At 71.7% G+C, this 18100-nt stretch carries 17 protein-coding genes and 2 pseudogenes; 12 read left to right on the top strand and 7 right to left on the bottom strand.

Annotated elements, in window-relative coordinates:
- Window positions 1–461 precede the first annotated feature (461 nt).
- Window positions 462–1319: an SDR family oxidoreductase gene (locus FHS34_RS10730; protein ID WP_184963602.1), complete on the top strand. Its 858-nt coding sequence runs from the start codon at window positions 462–464 to the stop codon at window positions 1317–1319.
- A 101-nt stretch (window positions 1320–1420) separates the two neighbouring features.
- Here the strand turns inward: FHS34_RS10730 and FHS34_RS10725 are convergent, their stop codons facing one another.
- Window positions 1421–2056, bottom strand: a complete 636-nt coding sequence (locus FHS34_RS10725) for a response regulator (RefSeq protein ID WP_184963600.1) — start codon at window positions 2054–2056, stop codon at window positions 1421–1423.
- Window positions 2053–3273 carry a sensor histidine kinase gene (locus FHS34_RS10720; RefSeq protein WP_184963598.1) on the bottom strand — a complete coding sequence of 407 codons (1221 nt, stop codon included), beginning with the start codon at window positions 3271–3273 and terminating at the stop codon, window positions 2053–2055. Before FHS34_RS10720 ends, FHS34_RS10725 begins: the two co-directional genes overlap by 4 nt.
- A 172-nt stretch (window positions 3274–3445) precedes the next feature.
- Between FHS34_RS10720 and FHS34_RS10715 the strand changes: the two genes are divergently transcribed.
- From FHS34_RS10715 to FHS34_RS10680, 8 genes are all read left to right on the top strand, one after another.
- A complete protein-coding gene (locus FHS34_RS10715; protein ID WP_184963596.1) occupies window positions 3446–4528 on the top strand; it encodes an ABC transporter permease in 1083 nt (360 codons plus the stop codon).
- The gene (locus FHS34_RS10710; RefSeq protein WP_184963594.1) at window positions 4525–5253 is read left to right on the top strand and encodes an ABC transporter ATP-binding protein; all 729 of its coding nucleotides are present in this window, start codon (window positions 4525–4527) and stop codon (window positions 5251–5253) included. Before FHS34_RS10715 ends, FHS34_RS10710 begins: the two co-directional genes overlap by 4 nt.
- A gap of 294 nt (window positions 5254–5547) precedes the next feature.
- Complete coding sequence (locus FHS34_RS10705; RefSeq protein WP_225817402.1) at window positions 5548–8238, top strand: winged helix-turn-helix domain-containing protein; 2691 nt, start codon at window positions 5548–5550, stop codon at window positions 8236–8238.
- Between the two features lie 169 nt (window positions 8239–8407).
- Window positions 8408–8605 carry a DUF8691 family protein gene (locus FHS34_RS10700; protein WP_184963592.1) on the top strand — a complete coding sequence of 66 codons (198 nt, stop codon included), beginning with the start codon at window positions 8408–8410 and terminating at the stop codon, window positions 8603–8605.
- 324 nt (window positions 8606–8929) lie between these two features.
- Entirely contained in the window at window positions 8930–9592 is a 663-nt protein-coding gene (locus tag FHS34_RS10695) for an HdeD family acid-resistance protein (protein ID WP_184963590.1), read from the top strand.
- A gap of 211 nt (window positions 9593–9803) precedes the next feature.
- Window positions 9804–10301 (top strand): SHOCT domain-containing protein, encoded by a 498-nt coding sequence (locus FHS34_RS10690; protein ID WP_184963588.1) that lies wholly within the window; start codon window positions 9804–9806, stop codon window positions 10299–10301.
- Window positions 10302–10334: 33 nt separating this feature from the next.
- On the top strand, window positions 10335–10763 hold the full coding sequence (locus FHS34_RS10685) for a DUF7144 family membrane protein (protein ID WP_184963586.1): 429 nt from the start codon (window positions 10335–10337) through the stop codon (window positions 10761–10763).
- Window positions 10764–10948: 185 nt separating this feature from the next.
- A complete protein-coding gene (locus FHS34_RS10680) occupies window positions 10949–11554 on the top strand; it encodes an SMI1/KNR4 family protein (RefSeq protein ID WP_225817335.1) in 606 nt (201 codons plus the stop codon).
- A 500-nt stretch (window positions 11555–12054) separates the two neighbouring features.
- Here the strand turns inward: FHS34_RS10680 and FHS34_RS10675 are convergent, their stop codons facing one another.
- Window positions 12055–12594: a hypothetical protein gene (locus tag FHS34_RS10675; protein WP_184963584.1), complete on the bottom strand. Its 540-nt coding sequence runs from the start codon at window positions 12592–12594 to the stop codon at window positions 12055–12057.
- A 207-nt stretch (window positions 12595–12801) separates the two neighbouring features.
- Here FHS34_RS10675 and FHS34_RS10670 point away from each other — a divergent pair, with 207 nt between their 5' ends.
- Together FHS34_RS10670 and FHS34_RS44365 are read left to right on the top strand one after the other, a co-directional pair.
- Window positions 12802–13707, top strand: coding sequence for a poly-gamma-glutamate hydrolase family protein (locus FHS34_RS10670; protein ID WP_184963582.1), 906 nt, complete (start codon window positions 12802–12804; stop codon window positions 13705–13707).
- Between the two features lie 63 nt (window positions 13708–13770).
- A pseudogene (locus FHS34_RS44365) lies at window positions 13771–13872 on the top strand (helix-turn-helix domain-containing protein); the annotation flags it as partial.
- Between the two features lie 23 nt (window positions 13873–13895).
- Here FHS34_RS44365 and FHS34_RS10665 read toward each other — a convergent pair.
- On the bottom strand, window positions 13896–14492 hold the full coding sequence (locus FHS34_RS10665) for an NADPH-dependent F420 reductase (RefSeq protein WP_184963580.1): 597 nt from the start codon (window positions 14490–14492) through the stop codon (window positions 13896–13898).
- A gap of 40 nt (window positions 14493–14532) precedes the next feature.
- Complete coding sequence (locus FHS34_RS10660; RefSeq protein ID WP_184963578.1) at window positions 14533–15366, bottom strand: inositol monophosphatase family protein; 834 nt, start codon at window positions 15364–15366, stop codon at window positions 14533–14535.
- Window positions 15367–15503: 137 nt separating this feature from the next.
- On the opposite strand from FHS34_RS10660, the gene FHS34_RS10655 reads away from it, so the two are divergent.
- Entirely contained in the window at window positions 15504–16397 is an 894-nt protein-coding gene (locus tag FHS34_RS10655) for a LysR family transcriptional regulator (protein WP_184964272.1), read from the top strand.
- A gap of 26 nt (window positions 16398–16423) precedes the next feature.
- Here FHS34_RS10655 and FHS34_RS44150 read toward each other — a convergent pair.
- A pseudogene (locus FHS34_RS44150) lies at window positions 16424–16689 on the bottom strand (hypothetical protein); the annotation flags it as partial.
- A gap of 165 nt (window positions 16690–16854) precedes the next feature.
- On the bottom strand, window positions 16855–17439 hold the full coding sequence (locus FHS34_RS10645) for a DinB family protein (RefSeq protein ID WP_184963576.1): 585 nt from the start codon (window positions 17437–17439) through the stop codon (window positions 16855–16857).
- Window positions 17440–18100 lie beyond the last annotated feature (661 nt).

Below are 18100 nucleotides of genomic sequence, written 5' to 3'. Positions count from 1 at the left end.
CCGGTGCCCGAGACAGAACAGACCGCGGCACGCGTCACCGGGCTCCGCCGGCCGCTCCGACGCCCGCGGGACCGTCCAGCCGGACGCCTCGTCCGGAACCGACCACTTCCGAACCGCCCTCGACGAACGCCGACGAACGGCCCGGCCGCGACGTCCGCCTCGGACCCGCTCGTGCCACGCTCTGCGCCCACCGTGCGACGGAGCGCCCGCGCGTGCTTCCGCACGAGGGATGGCCGAGCGCCCAAGACCCCGTGACTATGAACTGCTCCCTCGGACCGGGCAGTCGCAGTCCTCGCGGACTGCCCTGCCCTGCTCGCTCCCGAGCGGCGCAGGACGACACGGGCACGGGACCGGCGCGGCGGCGGAACGGCGCGTACGGCCGACGGACGGCAAGGCGACCCCGCCTCGCTCACCGCGGACACCACGGCCCGCCGAAGCGAGTCGATGAGGGCGGGGGAACGATGGGGAGACGCTGGCTGGTCACGGGATGCTCCTCCGGCCTCGGGCGCGCGCTGGCCACGGCCGCGGCGCGGGCCGGACACTCACTGGCGGTCACCGCCCGTCGGACCGCCGGCCTGGACGAACTGGCCGCCGCCTGGCCGGACCGCGTCGTCCCGCTCCGCCTCGAACTGCGTGACGCCGCCTCCTGCGAGGAGGCGGTGCGCACCGCGGCCGACCGGCTCGGCGGCATCGACATCCTCGTCAACAACGCCGGTGCCGGGCTCTTCGGCGCGGTCGAGGAGGTCTCGGACACCGAGCTGCGCGACCAGCTGGAGACCCTCCTGATCGGTCCCTGGCGCCTCACCCGGCTGGTCCTGCCGCTGATGCGGGCCCAGGGGAACGGCCACATCCTCAACGTCTCCTCGGTGGTGGGCCGCATGGCCTTCCCCGGTCTCGCGGCCTACGTCGCCGGCAAACACGCTCTCGAAGGCATGAGCCAGGCCCTGGCCATCGAGGGCGCCCCGCACAACATCCGGGTCACCGTGCTCGAACCGGGCATGTTCGCCACGCGCTACGGCATCTCCCTGGCCGAGGCGCGCCACCGGGTCCCCGCCTACGACGTGACCAATCGCGAGATGCTGGAAGGCACCCGCGGCGTCGCCGACAACCCCGAGACCGGCCACCCCGACGACTTCGCGGCGGCGGTCCTCGACATGGTGGCCGCCGACGTGCCCCTGCCCGTCCGGATCCCCGTCGGCGACGACGCGTACGGCTATGTGGACCAGGCCGAGCAGGCGAGCCGCGAAGAGTTCGCGGCGGCCCGGACCCTCGTGCGGGGGCTGCCGTCCCGACGGTGGCCGGCCGACGGCCCCCGGTGACCCGACGCGCCATGGCGCCGGCCGTGACCCGGACGGCTCGCAGATCATCCCCGCCGGCGGTGAGACAGGCCCGGGCGGCGCTCGTCGCCGGCGGTGCCGGGTCAGCGGCGGATGAGGCCGAGACCGGTGGCGGCGGCGACGGCGGCGGTGCGTGAGTCGACGTCGAGCTTGGTGTAGACGCGGGTCAGGTGCGACTTCACGGTTCCCTCGGTGAGATGGAGGCGTTCGCCGATCGCCTGGTTGGACAGCCCCTCGGCGACCAAGACCAGGACTTCGGTCTCCCGGGCGGTCAGGGCGGTGCCGGGTGCGCGCAGCCGGTTCATGAGCCGTGCCGCGACCGTGGGGGCCAGGGCGGTGCGGCCGGCGGCGGCGGTACGGACCGCGGCGGCCAGTTCCTCGGGCGGTGCGTCCTTGAGCAGGTAGCCGGTGGCACCGGCTTCGATGGCGGGCAGCGTGTCGGCGTCGGAGTCGTAGGTGGTGACGATCAGTACCCGGGGTGCGCCGGGGCGCGCGGTGATGGCGGCGGTGGCCTGGGCACCGCCCATGCCCTTGCCGAACCGGAGGTCCATGAGCACCACGTCGACGTCGCCGGCGGCGGCCCGGGCGACGGCGTCCTCGGCGGTGGCGGCCTCCGCCACCACGGTGAGGCCCGGCTCGGTCTCCAGCACGGCCCGCAGACCGGCCCGGACCACGGGGTGGTCGTCGGCCAGCAGGAGGCGGATGGGCGTGTCGGTCACAGGCGGGCCTCGGGCTCGGTCGCGGCGGACGGGGTCAGGGGCAGCCGGGCGGTCAGCGTGGTGCCGTGCCCGGGGACGGACGCGAGGGCCAGGGTGCCGCCGAGGGCGTGGGCGCGTGCGCGCATGGCGGTCAGGCCGAAGCCGCCGCCTTCGGGGCCGGGGTCGGGCAGTCCTGCCGCGTCGAACCCGGTGCCGTCGTCGACGACCTCGAGGGCGACCTGTCCGCCGGTGTAGTCGAGGGTGACGTCCATGGCGGTGGCGTGCGCGTGGTGGACCGTGTTGGCGAGGGCGGACTGGGCGATGCGCAGCAGGGCGACCTCGTACGTGGTCGGCAGCGGTGCCGGGGTGCCGTCGAGGCGGAAGCGCACGGTGAGCCGGTGGTGGGCGCCGGTGGTGTCGCACAGGCGGCGAAGCGCGTCCGCCAGCGTCGCGCCGTCCAGGGCGGGCGGGGCGAGGGCGGCCACGAAACGGCGGGCCTCGGCGAGATTGTCCAGGGCGGTCTGGCGGGCCTGGTCCATGTGGCGGGCGGCGGCCTCGGGCCGCTCGGGAAGAACGCGCTCGGCGGCCCGGAGCAGCAGTTGGATGCTGGTCAGGCCCTGGGCGAGGGTGTCGTGGATCTCGTGGGCCAGACGTTCGCGTTCGGCCAGCACACCGGCGGTGTGCTGGGCGGCGGCGAGCTCGGCGCGGGTCGCGGTGAGCTCCTCGATCAGCCGGCGGCGGTGCTCGCTCTCCCGGTACAGGGCCTGATAACCCCATACCACGGCGACGGCCACCGCGGCGCCCAGCGCCGGGCCGATGGCCATGGCCGGGCTGAACAGGTCCTGATGGGCGGCGAAGCCGACGATGGCCGCGATCGCGGTGACCGCCACCGTGACGAGGCCGGCGCGCCGGGACAGCAGGTGAAGCTGGAGGAAGTAGAGCGGGAAGGCGACCCAGACGGCGTCGGCCGACAGGACGAGCAGCGCCAGCCAGACCAGGCCCACCGCGGCCAGCCACAGCGCGGCTGCCCGCCGCGAGCCACGGACGCGGGGCAGGAGCGGCCCCGCCGAGTAGACAAGCCCGCAGAGCACGGCCACGGCGACGGTCACCCCCGCATGCGGCCGCCCGCCGACGACGGCGCGGACCGCGGCCAGGGTGAGCAGGGCGACGACCAGCAGATGCAGGCACCAGGCCAGGGCCCGGGTGGTCGGGGTCAGGGTGAGGGCGGTGGTGTTCACGGTCCTCACAGGCTAAGGAACCTCACCGGCCCACGCCTCTGCCGAAAGTTACAACTTGTGCCCCGCCTTTCGGCCCCTGGAATGCCGTCCTGAGCCGGATGCCCGCACCGGGGCCCGGCGGCGACGGTGGAGCCGTACCGCTTCCACCACCGGAAAGGGCAGGGCCGAGGCCGTGTTCGTCGCCTGGAGAGACCTCAGGTTCGCCAAGGGGCGCTTCGCCCTGATGGCGACCGTCATCGTACTGATCACCCTGCTCGTCGGGCTGCTGTCCGGACTGACCGCCGGGCTGGCACAGCAGAACGTCTCCGCGATCACGTCCCTGCCAGCCGACCGGATCGCCTTCGGCGCACCCGGCGACGGACAGGACCTGGCGTACGCCGATTCCACCGTCACCGAGAGGCAGTGGCAGCGGTGGGCCAGAACGCCGGGCGTCACCGGCGCCGAACCCCTGGGCATCACCACCACCAGGGCCACCGCGGGAGACAGGAGCGCCGGGATCACCGTCTTCGGGGTGCGGTCCGGCTCCTTCCTCGCCCCTGACAGCGGCAGGCTCGACGCCCGCACCGCGGTGCTGTCCGCCACGGCCGCCGCCGACCTGGGCCTGGAACGCGGCGGCACCTTCGCCGTCGCCGGACAGCGGCTCACGGTGGGCGCCGTCCGGGGCGATGCCCACTTCAGTCACACCCCGGTCGTCTGGGCCGACCTCGGCGTCTGGCAGAGGATCGCGCCGCCCACCGGTGGCGGCCCCTCCGCGACCGTCATCGCCCTGAACACCACCTCCACGACCGACGTCCCCGCGGCCGACCGGGCCGCGGGCACGACGACCGTCTCCAAGGGCGACTCGCTGTCCGCGATCGGCTCCTACACCTCCGAGAACGGCTCCCTGCAGCTGATGCGCGCTTTCCTGTTCGCCATCTCCGCCCTGGTCATCGGCGCCTTCTTCACCGTGTGGACCATCCAGCGCAGCGGCGACGTCGCCGTCCTGAAGGCGCTGGGCGCCTCCACCGCCGGCCTGCTCAAGGACGCGCTCGGCCAGGCCGCCCTCCTGCTCGTCTGCGGCACGCTGACCGGCACCGCCCTCGCCGCCGGCATCGGTGCCGCCGTGGCCGGCTCAGCCGTCCCCTTCGTCCTCGGCCCCGCCACCGTCCTCGTACCGGCGGCGGTGACGGTCCTGCTCGGCGTGCTCGGAGCCGCCCTCGCCGTCCGCCGCATCACCTCCGTCGACCCGCTGACCGCCCTGGGGAGCGCCCGATGAGCCTGAACCTGACCGGCATCACCCTCAGCTACCCCGACGGCGACTCCCGGCTGACCGCACTCGACCGCGTCGCCCTGGACGTCCCCCGAGGCACCCTGACCGCCGTCGTCGGCCCGTCCGGCTCCGGCAAGTCCAGCCTCCTGGCCGTCGCCGCCACCCTCATCGGCCCCGACGCCGGCACCGTCACCATCGACGGCACCCGCACCACCGGAATGACCCGCGGCGAGCTGACCGAGCTGCGCCGTCACAAGATCGGCATCGTCTTCCAGCAGCCCAACCTGCTGCCCTCCCTCACCGCGGCCGAGCAGCTCCAGGTGCTGGCCCACATCGATGGCCGCCCACCCGCCAAGGCCAGAGGCCGGGCCCTGGAACTGCTCGACGCCGTCGGCCTGGCGAACCACGCGCACCGCCGCCCCCACCAGCTCTCCGGGGGCCAGCGCCAGCGCGTCAACATCGCTCGTGCGCTGATGAACGACCCGACGGTCCTCCTGGTGGACGAGCCCACCAGCGCACTCGACCACGAACGCGGCGCCGCAGTCGTGGACCTGATCACCCGCCTCACCCGCCGGCAGGCCACCGCCACCGTCCTCGTCACCCACGACCGCGCGCACCTCACCGCCGTCGACCGGATCGCCGAGATCCACGACGGCCGCCTCGAGATGCCGACACCGGCCGGTCCCGACGGTGACGGTCCGGGTCCTGGGCGCGCGGCCGCCGCCGGCTGACCCGGCTCCCGAAGCGCCCCGGTCCGACAGTTCCCGGGGCGCCGCCCGGCGTTTCGGGTGCGCCCCTGAAGCACCCCGGTCCGACAGCTCCCGGGCGCCGCCCGGCGTCCCGGGTCCGCCCCCGAAGCGCTCCGGTCCGGCAGCTCTCCGGTACCTCCCGGCGTCCCGGGCGCGCTACCACTGGGACGAATGGGACGAACGGCCCCTGTGATCCGTCGTCGCGACGGGGAACGCTATGAACGGGGCGGGAGAAGCGATGCTCGGGACCTGACGAGATCAGTGGCGGTGAACATGATGGCCGTGCTGGACGAGAACGGACCGGAGCCGGCCACCCCGCATGCGGACCCCCGGGGGAACCCGCTCCTGCGGACCCAGTTCGTCATACCGGCGCGCCCCGCGACCTTCCTGCGCCGCGAGAGACTGGACGAGCACCTCGACGAGGCCCTGCTGACCCCGCTGACCGTGGTCGACGGAGCCGCGGGGGCGGGCAAGACGCTGCTGGTCGCCGACTGGGCCGCGGCACGCGACAGACGGGTCGCCTGGCTCACCGCACGGCTGGCGGGCAAAGGATGCGGAACCTTCTGGGCGTACCTCCTCCAGGCCCTGCGCCTGGCCGACGTGACCCTGTCCGGTGACATCGGCACCCCGGCCGAACCCGGTCACGTGGACGACGCGCTGCTCACGCGGCTCGCCGGCGAGCTGAGCGCCAGGGACGCACCCGTCGTCGTGGCGATCGACGACTACGACCAGGCGACCGACCCGGAGATCGCGGACCAACTGGATTTCGTACTGCAACAGGCGGGCCGCGGCATGCGCCTGATCCTCGTCACGCGCACCGAGCCGCTGCTGCCGCTGCACCGCTACCGGGCGGCCGACGCGATCACCGAGATCAAGAACGCCGAGCTGGCCTTCACCCCCCGCGAAGCGGCCGATCTCCTGACGCTGCACGGACTGCGCCTGCCGGACGACGACATCGGTGCGCTGGTGAATCGCACGCAGGGCTGGGCGGCCGGACTCCGGCTGTGCGCCCTGGCCGCGCGCGGAGAGGGCGATCCGCGGACCTACCTGAAGGGATTCGAGGCCGACCGCACCACGATCGCCGACTACCTGCTCGCCGAGGTGCTCAAGCGGCAACCTCCCCAGACGCAGGATCTGCTGCTGCGGCTCAGCATCCTGGAACGGTTCAGTCCGGAACTGGCCGACGCCCTCACCGGGCGAACCGACGCCGGACTCATCCTGACCGGACTGCACCGCGAGAACGCGTTCGTCGAGTACCTCGGGCACGGCTGGTTCCGGTTCCACCCGCTGTTCGCGGAGATCCTGCGGGCCCACCTGAGGGTGTGCCGCCCCCGTCTGGAACCCGAACTCCACCGCCGGGCGGCGCACTGGCTACGACGCTCAGGATCCCTCGACGAGACGCTCGGCCACGCGGCCGCCGCGGACGACTGGGAGTCCGCCGCCGACGCCCTCGTGGACGACCTCGCCATCGGAGAGATCTTCACCGGCCTCCGCACCGACGCGCTGTCCGAGCTGTTCTCCCGCATGGGCCCCGAGCCCACGACCCCCGCCACCGACCTCGTCCGCGCGGCCCGGCATCTGGCCCAGTGCGACGTAGAGCGCGGCCTCGGCCGCCTGAAACGGGCCGAACGGGCTCTGACCCGGCAGAGCGGATCATCCGAGGACGACGGACCCGGCCTGGCCGCGGCCCGGCTGAGCTGTGCCCTCCTGGAAGTCACGGCGGCACGGCTGACCGGTTCCCCGGGACGGGCGGAGGCAGCCGCCCGGACCGCCGAGAGGCTGAGCAGCGAGGTGCCCGGCCGGCGCCTGGAAGAGCATCCCGAGCTGATGGCGCTCCTGGTCACGCACCTCGGGTCCGCGCGCTTGTGGGCGGGCCGATTCCAGGACGCGCGAGCGGCCCTGACCACGGTGGCCGACTCCGGCCGGACGGCACCGACGGCACACCTGCGCGAGGAGTGCCTGGGCCACCTGGCCCTGATCGACTACCTGAACGGCTGGGCGGCAAGAGCCGAGCGCAAGGCATCGGCCGTGGCCGCCGCGGCCGGCCGCTGCGGCCCGCCCGCGGCACCCGGTCCGGGGCTGGCCTCACTGGTCCTCGCGGCAGTGGCCGTCGACCGTAACGAGCTGGACCGGGCCGAGGCACACCTCGACGCCGCGGCGGACGCGCGTCACCCCCTGCCGGACCCGCTCGCGCGGGCCGTCCATGCCCTGGTCACCGGGCGCGTCCTGCTGGCCCGGGGCGACACACGGGCCGCCCTGGAGGCGGCGGACCGGGCCGCCGGCGCCGACGTCACGTCTCCGTGGGCCGCGGCGCACACGACAGCGGTGGCCGCCGCCGCGCACCTCGCCGACGGCCGCCCGGAGATGGCCGTGAAACTCCTGGCAGAAGAACCCGAGGGCGAGCCGGTGTGCCTGGTGGGGGCCGTGCGGGCGGAGCTGGCCGTGGGCAGGACCGGCGCCGCGATCGAACTGCTGGAGCGGGTGCGGCCACAGGGTCACGCCGGCCCCGCGATCACCGTACGGACCGCACTGGCCCGGGCGCAGGTGGCGGGCGAAGTGGGGGACGTCGCCACTCAGCGCAGGCTCGTGGCCCGGGCGCTCGAGGAAGCCCGGCGCGAGCGACTGCGGAGCCCCTTCCTCGAAGCCGGACCGTGGCTGCGGGCGCTGCTGCGCACGGTGCCGCTGCGCGGACTGGCCGAGGGGTGGCTCGTACCCGGACCGCCGTCACCCGGCCACCCGGAGCCGGTCCAGGAGCGGCCGCCACTACCGGTGGTGCAGGAACTCAGCGGACGCGAACGGGACGTGCTGCGACGACTGGCCGAGATGATGTCGACCGAGGAGATCGCCGCGGACCTGTACGTGTCGGTCAACACGGTGAAGACGCACATCAAGAGCGCCTACCGGAAACTGGCCGTGAACCGGCGCCAGGACGCGGTGCGGCGCGCCCGCGAGCTCGGGCTGCTGTGACCGTGGACGGGAAGGCGATCCTGCCGGATCACCCAGGCCTGCCGTGTCCCGGTGCCGGCCCGCCGACGGTATCCCCTCCAGGGGGTGAAGCCATGCGGGGGCGCAGGGCCCAGGATCGCACCGACGGGGAGTGGCACGCCCTTTCGAGGCACGTGGGGGAGAGCACCTCATGCGCTATGAGATTCGCGTCGACGGACAGATGACAGAGACGCTGGCCAAGGCGTTCCCTGAACTCGACCATGTGATCATGTCCGGCCAGACCCTGCTGTTCGGACCGGTCGTCGACGAGGCGCAGCTGTACGGGCTGCTCGCCCGCTGCCAGTCGCTGGGCCTGCACGTACTCGAAATGCGCCAGATGCCGGAATGACGCGGATGCCGGACGCCGGATGCCGGACGCGGGATGCGGGATGCCGGGTGCGGATGTCGGACCCGCTGCCGTCGCCCGGGACCGGTCTGCCGTCCGGCCCCCCGGTGCCCGCCTCATCGTCCTTCCGGACGCCCGGAGTCCTTCCGCACCCGGAGTCCTTCCGCACCCGGAGTCCTTCCGCGCCCGGAGTCCTCCCGGCGCCCGGATCACCCGCCCAGGGTGACGCGGGCGGCGACGGGCCGGCGGAGGCTGGTGCGGTGAGGTCCCCCCACACGGCCCCGCCGGCCGTCCGATGCGGACCCTTCCACCACGCGAGGAGGAGCCATGACCGAGTCTCGTGGTCACGGGCCCTACACCGGAGCGGAGCAGGTTCCCGGCGGGGCCCCTCACACGACGACCACTGAACCGCCGGAGCTGCTGACGAAGCTCGGCCGTTCCTGGACCTGGATCCTCGCGTCGGCCGTGACCACCCTCGTGGTGGGCGTCCTCGTCCTCGTCTGGCCGGGCGAGACGCTGCACGTACTGGCCGTCCTCATCGGCCTGTACCTGCTGGTGACAGGGGCGTTCCGGTTCGTCGCGGTCTTCGGCAGGGAAAGCCACGGGGAGCGGCTGCCGCTGCTGCTCTCCGCGGTGCTGTACGTACTGGCCGGTGTGCTGTGCCTGCGCAACCCGCTGCAGACCATCACCGCCCTGTCCGTCATCGTGGGCATCGTCTGGCTGGCCTCCGGCATCCTCACCCTCTACACGGCCCTCGCGGCACGGGGCCTGCCGCACCGGGGCTTCATGGCCGGCACCGCCGTGATCGGCATCCTCGCGGCAGTCGTCGTACTCGCCCTGCCGTCGGAATCGGCCCGGGCGCTGACCCGGCTGCTGGGCCTGTGGCTCGTGCTGGTCGGCCTCTCCGAGGTCGGGCTCGCCTTCTCCTGGCGAGCCGGACTCCGCCGATCGGGCCTCACCGGTTCGAACGCGCCCGGTACCCCGCGCTGAGGCGCCGCGCGGAACGGGGACCGCGGTGGCGGTCCTCGACACCGGCGGTCTCCGGCACCTTCGTGCGCCGGCCGCACCGGACAGCGGCTGATCCCCCGACCCGGGGAGCCTGTTCACCCGCTTCGGGTGAGGTGGCCGGGTCCGTGCCCGGCGCACCCTGAGGAGGGCCCAGAACGACTACCGGGCTCACAGCCGGAACGGAGGAAGATTCATGAGCGCGCAGACCTACCTCGCGTATGACTATCCGGTGCTGGGCTTCTTCTGGTCCATGCTGGTCCTGTTCCTGTGGATCATGTGGTTCATCCTGCTCTTCCGGGTCATCGTCGACATCTTCCGGGACGACGACCTGGGCGGCTGGGCGAAGGCCGGCTGGACGATCTTCGTCTGCGTCCTGCCGTTCCTGGGCGTGTTCGTCTACCTGATCGCCCGCGGCAAGGGCATGGGCCGTCGTGAGCTGGAACAGGCACGTGCCCAGCAGCGGGCCGTCGACGACTACATCCGCGAGACCGCCCTGGGCGGCGCCGGCGTCAGCAAGGCCGACGAGCTGGCCAAGCTGGCCGAGATGCGCTCCCGAGGTGACATCACGGAGGAGGAGTTCGGCCGGGCGAAGGCACTGGTCCTGGCCGGCCAGGGACCGTCCGAACGCACGGGTGCCACCGCTTCCACCTCCGCGCCCACGGGATCCGCACCCTCCACCCCCGCGCGGTGACGACTTCTCACGGGATGGGAACGAGGTAGCACGATGACCTCCGCACAGACCCCGCACATGCCCAGTGCCAAGGACCAATGGGCCACAGGGCTCACGATGTTCGGCGCCGTCATGCTGATGCTCGCGGGCCTGCTCGGCATCTTCCGCGGCATCATGGCCATCGCCAAGGACGACGTCTTCCTGTCCACGCCCGACTACGTCTTCCACTTCGATCTGACCGGCTGGGGCTGGATCCACCTGGTGCTCGGAGTCATCGCCGTGGCCATCAGCTTCGGCCTCTTCCGGGCCGCGATGTGGTCGCGTGTCGGGGGAATCGCCATCGCCGGGCTGATCATCATCGTCAACTTCCTCTCCCTTCCGTACTACCCGCTCTGGTCGATCGTGCTGATCGCCTTCTCCGGATTCATCATCTGGGCCCTGTGTGTGGTCCGGCCGGAGACCGTGTCGAGCATGTTCGACTGAGGCCTGGTGCCGGCTCGACCGGCACCAGGGCGTGGGCGGTCGTCTGGTGCGGCCGGTCGACGGGGACGACTCCTGCGGACCGTCCCCGGTGCACGGAGGCCTTGCCGTCGGCAACCGCCCGCGCCGGCCGTGCGCCGCCCACAGGGAGCACGATCACGTAGGTTGTGGCTCTCGGACATGCGTGAGTGGGAGTGACAGTGGGCGGGGACGCGCGCATAGCGGCGCTCGAAAAGGTCGTGCCGTCGACGCACGGTGTGGATGAGCGGATCGACTGGAGCGAGGTCGGCACGATCTGGGGGACCCGGTTCCCCGCCGACTACATCGCCTTTATGGAGGTGTACGGCGCAGGGCAGATCAGTGACGCGGTCGGCATCCTGCTGCCGGTCCCGCGGACCGATGCCTACGCGGACGGGACCGGCCTCCGGCAGGAGACGGAGAACGCCCGCGGCACCTGGAAGATGCTCGGTGGCAGAGCGGCGCTGGACGTGGCCCCCGACTCCATCCTGGCCTGGGGCGTCACCAGCGGCGCGGACATCTACTGCTGGCTGACCACGGATGACGATCCCGACCGATGGCCCGTCTTCGTGTGCGGGCGGCACACGGATCCTCCCTTCCAGATTCACCCCTTCGGGATGGCGGAGTTCCTGCGCAGGCTGCTCACGGACGACGAATTCCAGGAGGAGACGATCAGCGTCGTCCTTCCCGCGGACCGCTCCTTCGTCAACTGGCGCGAGCAGCAACGCCGCTGGGAGGCAGGCCTCGACCCCGCCACCGGCGAGCCCTGGGCATAGCGGTCGCGAGCCCGAAGGGTCGGCCGACCGCGGCCGTCCCCGTCAGCGGCTTTGACGCGGCTCCGGCAGCGGTGGGCGAGACACCCGGCCGGATGCTGAACGTGGGTGCCGGGCCGGCAGGGATCAGCGTGCCGCGGGGTTGCCCTGATGGGTGAACGGTCACGTACGGCAACGCGCCCGGTTGCGGATCCTGTTGTACGTGGGGCCACAGCTCTTGCGCCTGGCGAACGGCGACGGCGACGGCGGCCGAGGCCGGGAGCCCCGCGACGTCTCCCTCGCCCTGATCCCGTTGCTCCTCGTCGGCCATGAGTCCCCCCCCGGTGACCCGATGGTCCCGACCCGCCCGCTCACCGCAACGGTCCGCGGGGCAGCGGTCGCTGACCGGGAACAGGTCAGTGCCCCGATGGCGGCACCGGGCCCGACGTCTCGACGGCGTTGACCGGAAAGGACGTTCAGCTGCTCGGCCGGCACACCGCCGGTCGCACGCCTGGAAGACCGGGCTACCCGTCCTCGTCCTTGACCTCCAGCGCTCCTCGCGCCAGGCCGATGAACGCGATGTAGGCATCCCGGAAATCCCGAAAGGCGGCGTCGTACGCGTCCCGCCGCTCGGGACTGGCGTCACCGATGAGCGGCTTGAGTGTGGCTTGCACGCGCCTCGCCTTGTCCCGCACACGGTCCGCCGCGGCGGAGACCTCGGCAGGACCGTCCAGCCGGACCTCGTGCATCGCCCTGTTCATGTCACCGATGGCCGGGCCGATGCGCTCGTGCATCTGCCGAAGCACCCGATCCTTGCTCTCACGGTCGTCGGCCGCGTCGACCTCGTCGATCCGCCACGTGACCGCCGAGAAGGAGTGAGCACAGCCCATGAGCTCCCGATAGGCGGACCGGCGCCGGTCCCGCTGCTCGCGAAGGGCTTCTGCCCGAGCCGTCGTCCGGGCCTGGAGCAGTGCCGCACGCGAGGCCGCGCGCGCGGTGATGGAGCTGGCACCGAGCGCGGTGAGCGCGGTGAGGACGCCGACCCACAGTCCGCTGTCCGCCATGGCCGAAGAGTCTGTCAGCCGGAGTGCGGGTGGGACAGCCCTTGCGAGTCGATCAACGGCAGTGCCGACACTTGGACAACGACGGGCGCGGCCCAGGGGCCGCGGCTGCCACGGCCTGGGCCCGACGCTCACGAATGGCCCCCCAAAGCTGTCATGCTCACGGGACCCGAAGGAGGGGGAGGTCGGATCGTGATGCAAGATCACCCCATGAACAACACCAGCAGACGCACCGTCCTCACCTCCGTCGCGGCCGTCGCCGCCGCGCTGCCGACCCTCAACGCCGTGATGGGCAGTGGCGCCACGCCGGCCGCGGCCGCCGACCAGTACGGGTCGAACACCGAGCTGTACACCCGTACCGCCGCCAAGGAGGGCACCGACTGGATGCGCCGCTTCCGCATCGGTGCGCCGACGCAGATCACGGACAACGCCCGCAGTACGAGCAGCCCCGTCAGCAGCACGGCGGTGATCGCGCCGCACGGCGGCGGGATCGAGGCGGGCACGAGCGAGCTGTGCCTGGCCGTCGCGGGATACACGCCCTTCGACGTCAACACCGACCCGGCGACGGCGGCGGTGCAGGGAGAGCCGCAGCGCGACTACTGGATGTTCGAGGCCCTGGCCAACTCGTCCGCGCAGCACGTCACCTCCACGCACTGCGACGACCCTGCCGCCCTCGCCGTCTGCGCCAACAACCTCTACGCCGTCTCCCTGCACGGCTTCGACGACACGGCCGCGAAGAAGATCATCATCGGCGGCCGGGACGAGCGGCTCAAGCGCAACCTGATGGCGGCCTTCACGAAGTACGGGCTGACCTCGCCCACGACCACCATCGACTGGAACGTGAGCGTGGTCTTCGCGGGCACCGGCGACACCATCAACGGCGACGACCCGGCCAACATCGTCAACCGCACCCGCACGGGTGCCGGCGCCCAGCTGGAGCTGTCCACGGCGCTCCGCGAGGCGATGTTCGGTGACTTCTCCGGCGCGGCCAAGCGCAGGACGACGGCCGGCGTTCCGAGCCCCGGCAGCCCCTACGCCGACCACTTCTGGAACGGCTTCGTGAGCGCCGTCCGCGAAGCGATCAAGAACCACGAACTCGGCCTCGACTCGCTCTAGGGATCTTTGACGGCGCGGGTTACGTCGGGCCGTGGCGGCTGTCGTGGACCGCGCTGTGCCGGGAGGATGTCGGCAAACCGCTGGCGGCGGGTGTTGGCATCGGGCGGTAGGCAGGGCCTGGCCTCCAAGGGCCCCAGACGCGCCCGTTGCAAGCCCGATGCATCCTCAGGAAGAGTCGCGTCGGGCTTTCAGCGGGTGATCGAGATTGCGAAGGGTGCGAATCCGCTGGATCGGATCACGTGTGGTACGAACAGGATCGCGGCCTCGGCGGCCCGCGCGGTCTCGATCCCGCCGAGGTCCGTGATCCACTCCTGCTGCCAGCCGAGGTCGGCGAGAAGCCCGCGTACGACCTGCTTGGCCTCCGGGTCCTTGCCGGAGAGGAAGGCGGTCGGTGTCTGGGTGAGCGCGGCGGGCGCGGTCATCACCGTGTAGAGCATCGTGTTGAGCGTCTTGACGACGCGCGTGTCGGGGAGAACTTCTTGAAGTCGCTCCGCGAGGCTTGAGCCGGGGTAGAGCAGCTCGGCCGGCAGTCCGTCCGGTCCGTCGACGGTGGCGTTGGAGACGTCTACGAGAATCCTGCCCCGCAGTTCCTCGCGCAGCGCGATGAGCCGCTCCAGCGAGCCGGCGCCCGGCGTGGCGTTGATGACGATCTGCGCTGTCCGGGCGGCGTCGGCGGCAGAGCCCGGTGAGCGGTCCGCCACGGTCACCTCGTGCCCGGCCCGGGTGAGGGCCAGGGCGAGGCTGCCGCCGACGCGGCCGTTTCCGAGAACGGCGATCATGGTCATGCTGATGTGGTCCTTCCGATGCTTGTGGTTGTCGTGGGAGTCAGCGGGAGAGCGTGGTGACGGCTTGGGCGTGCACGCCGGGCCCGGCGGCCAGGAAGCTCTCGCTCTCCGGGGTCCAGGGGCGGCCCTCGGCGTCGGATATCCGCCCCCCGGCCTCGGCGACGAGCAGCGCCCCGGGAAGCAGGTCCGCGCGGGCCCCGGCGAACTGCCAGAAGGCGTCGATCCGGCCGGCGGCCACGTTCAGTAGGTGCAGGGTGGCGGGCACGGATGTCCGCACCACGAGCGCATCGAAGAGCATCGCGGTGATCGAGGAGCCGATGCGCCGCACGACCTTCTCGTCCTCGTCCGGCCTGGCCTGGCTCGTGGCCACGAGGCTCAGGCCGAGGTCCGTGGTCTCGGACACGTGCAGCGGGCGGCCGTCGAGGTGGGCGCCGCCGCCGGCGAGCGCGGTGTACGTCTCACCGGTCAACGGCACGTGAACCGCTGTGAGCACCGGCTGGTTGTCGCGCACGAGAGTGGCGGTCACCGCCCACTCCGGCAGGGCGTGCAGATGGTTGACGTTGCCTTCAGCCGGATCCAGGACCCACCATTCGCCGGGGGGCAGGGCCCCGCCCGCGAGCTCGTCCTCCACCAAGCGGGCGCCCGGGCGCAGGAGGGTGAGGCGGGGGCGCAGGACGTCGAGGGCCGCGTCGTCGTTGGCGGCGAGCGCGCGCATCAGTTCTTCGCGGGTCTGGTAGCGGACCACGTCGCCGAACCGCTCCCGCAGCGCCGAAGCCGCCGCGCGCACGGCGATCGCGGTCTGTGCGAGCAGGTCGGCGTCGGACGCGGAGCCGGCGGTTGCAGCGATTCCGGTGGTCTGAATCGACTCGGGCATGGCGGTGCTCCCGTCTGAGCAGGGGGGTGATGAGGCGGACCGGGTGAGAACCGTGCTTCGTTCGCGCCCGCATCTCGAAGGTAGGAGGGCCCATAGTTAACTGCAAGTGCATGTAAAGCACGGCTAGGATGAGTCCCATGCAATTGGATTTGAACCTGCTCGCCGCGCTCGATGCGCTCCTGGAGGAAGGCAGCGTGGCCGGAGCTGCTGAGCGCCTGCACGTCACCGCCCCCGCGATGAGTCGCAGCCTCGGCCGGATCCGGCGCACGACGGGGGATCAGATCCTGGTGCGTACCGGGCGCACGATGACCCCGACGCCGTACGCGATCGCCGTCCGGGAACAGGTGCACGAGCTGCTGCGGCAGGTCCAGGGCGTGCTGGCACCGAGCCGCGAACTCGACCTCGCGACGCTCGAGCGCACCTTCACACTCCGCTGGCACGATGCACTCGTCGCCCTCAGCGGCCCCGCGCTTCTCGCGGCCGTACGCAAGCAGGCGCCGGGCGTGCGTGTGCGCTTCATCGCGGAATCGAGCACCGACACCCCCGAGTTGCGTCGCGGCGAGGTCGACCTGGAGGCGAACGCGAACCGCCCGACCGCACCCGACATCCGTGCCGATCGGGTGGCTGAGACCCAGCACGTCATCGTCGTACGGCGAGGGCACCCGCTCACCCGAGTCAAGGCTGTCACCGTCGCGCGGTACGCCGCGGCCGAGCACATCACCGTCTCGCGGCGCGGAAGGCTCGGCAACGCCGTCGACGACGCTCTCGCGCGGCTCGGCCTCACTCGACGGGTAGTGGCGACCGCGCCCACCGAAGGGGCCGCGTTCGAGTTCGTGCGCGGCTCCGACCTCCTCGTCACAGCCCCCGAATCGACGACGCGTTCAGCGGCCACGGTTCTCGGTCTGACCTTGCTCCCACTGCCGTTCGAACTGCCGTCGGCCGCGGTGTACCTGTCATGGCATCAGCGCTATGACACCGACCCCGCCCACGTCTGGCTCCGCGACCTGGCGCGGACCGCGTTGACGCCCTGAGGTAACCCACACCTTCAGAGGGTGTCTCACGCGGCAGGTTTCGCGAGCTTCTTGTAGCAGTTCAGGACAGCGGCCAGGCCGAGGAAGGCGAGGAAGTGCGAGCCCTTTCGTTCGTATCGGGCGGTCAGGCGGCGGTAGCCGAAGAGCCAAGCGATCGAGGACGAGTGACCTGAGGGCGAGACCGTCGTGCAGGTTCGCACCTGACACGGCGACGGCGAGCGGGGACGCCCTGGGCATCGGACACCAAGTGCAGCTTGCCGCCCTTCTTGCCGTGATCGACCGGGTTCGGCCCCGCTCGTCACGCGGAGCGGTCCCGCCACCTTGCGGTCGAGCCGCGAACGACGGCAGTAACGGGGCGACCACGAACCCAAGTTCACCAGGAATCAGACGCTTCGACAGATCAGCACCCACGGCCGGCGTCATCCCGCTCGAACATCAAGTCACGTGAGACAGCCTTCTAAGCCTTGCCTGATGCGGCCGACCTGGCGGCCTGTTCGATCCTCGCGCAATAGGCGGCGTGGGCTTCCTCATCGATCTGCATCACGTGTTCGGGGCGCATCCCGGTTCGGCCGTCGAGGCCTTCACGCAGGATGTCGGCGTGCCCGGCATGCCGGTTGGTCTCGCCGAGGACGTGGACCAGGATGGCGAACAGGTTCGTGTTGGGATGAGGCTCCGGCCACCACGGCACGTGGCCGGGGGCATCGAGGGCAAGCTCGTCGATCGTCGCGTCCGAGTGTTCCCACGTGCGCCGGTAGGACTCGATGATCTGATCGCGCGTTTCGTCCTCAGTCGCCCACAGGTCGCTGCCGTCGTGGTCCTGCCACCGAGGCAGCGGTTCCGGCGACGGCCGGTCGAAGACCTCTCCGAGGTACCTGGCCTCGACGCAGGCCATGTGTTTGACCAGGCCGAGGAGATTGGTCCCAGTCGCTGTCAAAGGCCGGCGGGCGTCGTATTCGGACAGGCCGTCGAGTTTCCAGAGCAGCGCCTTGCGGTCGCGCCGCAGTCTCCCGTGCAGGTTGTCCTTCGCGAACTCATCGATCATGCGGCATGAGCCTGCCATGGGCTGCTCGTGGCCTCAAGATCCCGTACGTGGACCGCAGCGACCGGCAGAGCCGGGCCTGGCCATGGCCGCCGCCCTGAGCTACGGCCAGTAGTTCGCAGAACCCGCCATGCGAGACAACCTCTTGGTCGGCTGCCTGGCGTCCCCTGTCGGGTTCGGCGGGTGGTGTCAGTGCGACTCCGTCTTTCTGCTGAATCCGCCCACGAGGCAGTATTTTGACACCCTGTATCCAGGTGTTGGGTTCGTTGGCCTGAATCTGGGGGAGCGTTCGCGCCACGAGTGCGTCGTACGGGCGCGCCGACGCGGCGTCCTTGAGGTAGAGGTCGACCACCAGCGCGAATCCCGAGGAGTTCGCGCACTCGTCCGCGGAGTGAGCGCTCTCGGAAGTGACCCGTGTCGAACGGTGGGGCGTCTCGGCCGCGTACGCCGACGGCGGTGACAGTGGCAAGAGCCCTCGGACGGGCCCTCGTGCCATAAGGCACGGCGAGACGGATGCGCTTCACCGGAGTGGAATTCTTCGCCAGCACGATATCTCCTCTGTGCGGCGCGATATTTGATGTTTTTCAAGGCGCCCGAAGCCGGAATGACGGCTGTACGAGTGCACCGATTCCCGAGGTGAGGCAGCGCGGTAGCGCGATGTCGT

It is taken from the genome of Streptomyces echinatus (genome assembly GCF_014203595.1).
GTDB classification, from domain to species: Bacteria; Actinomycetota; Actinomycetes; order Streptomycetales; family Streptomycetaceae; genus Streptomyces; species Streptomyces echinatus.
Note: the sequence above shows the minus strand (reverse complement) of the source record. Positions and strands in the feature narration are given on the sequence as shown.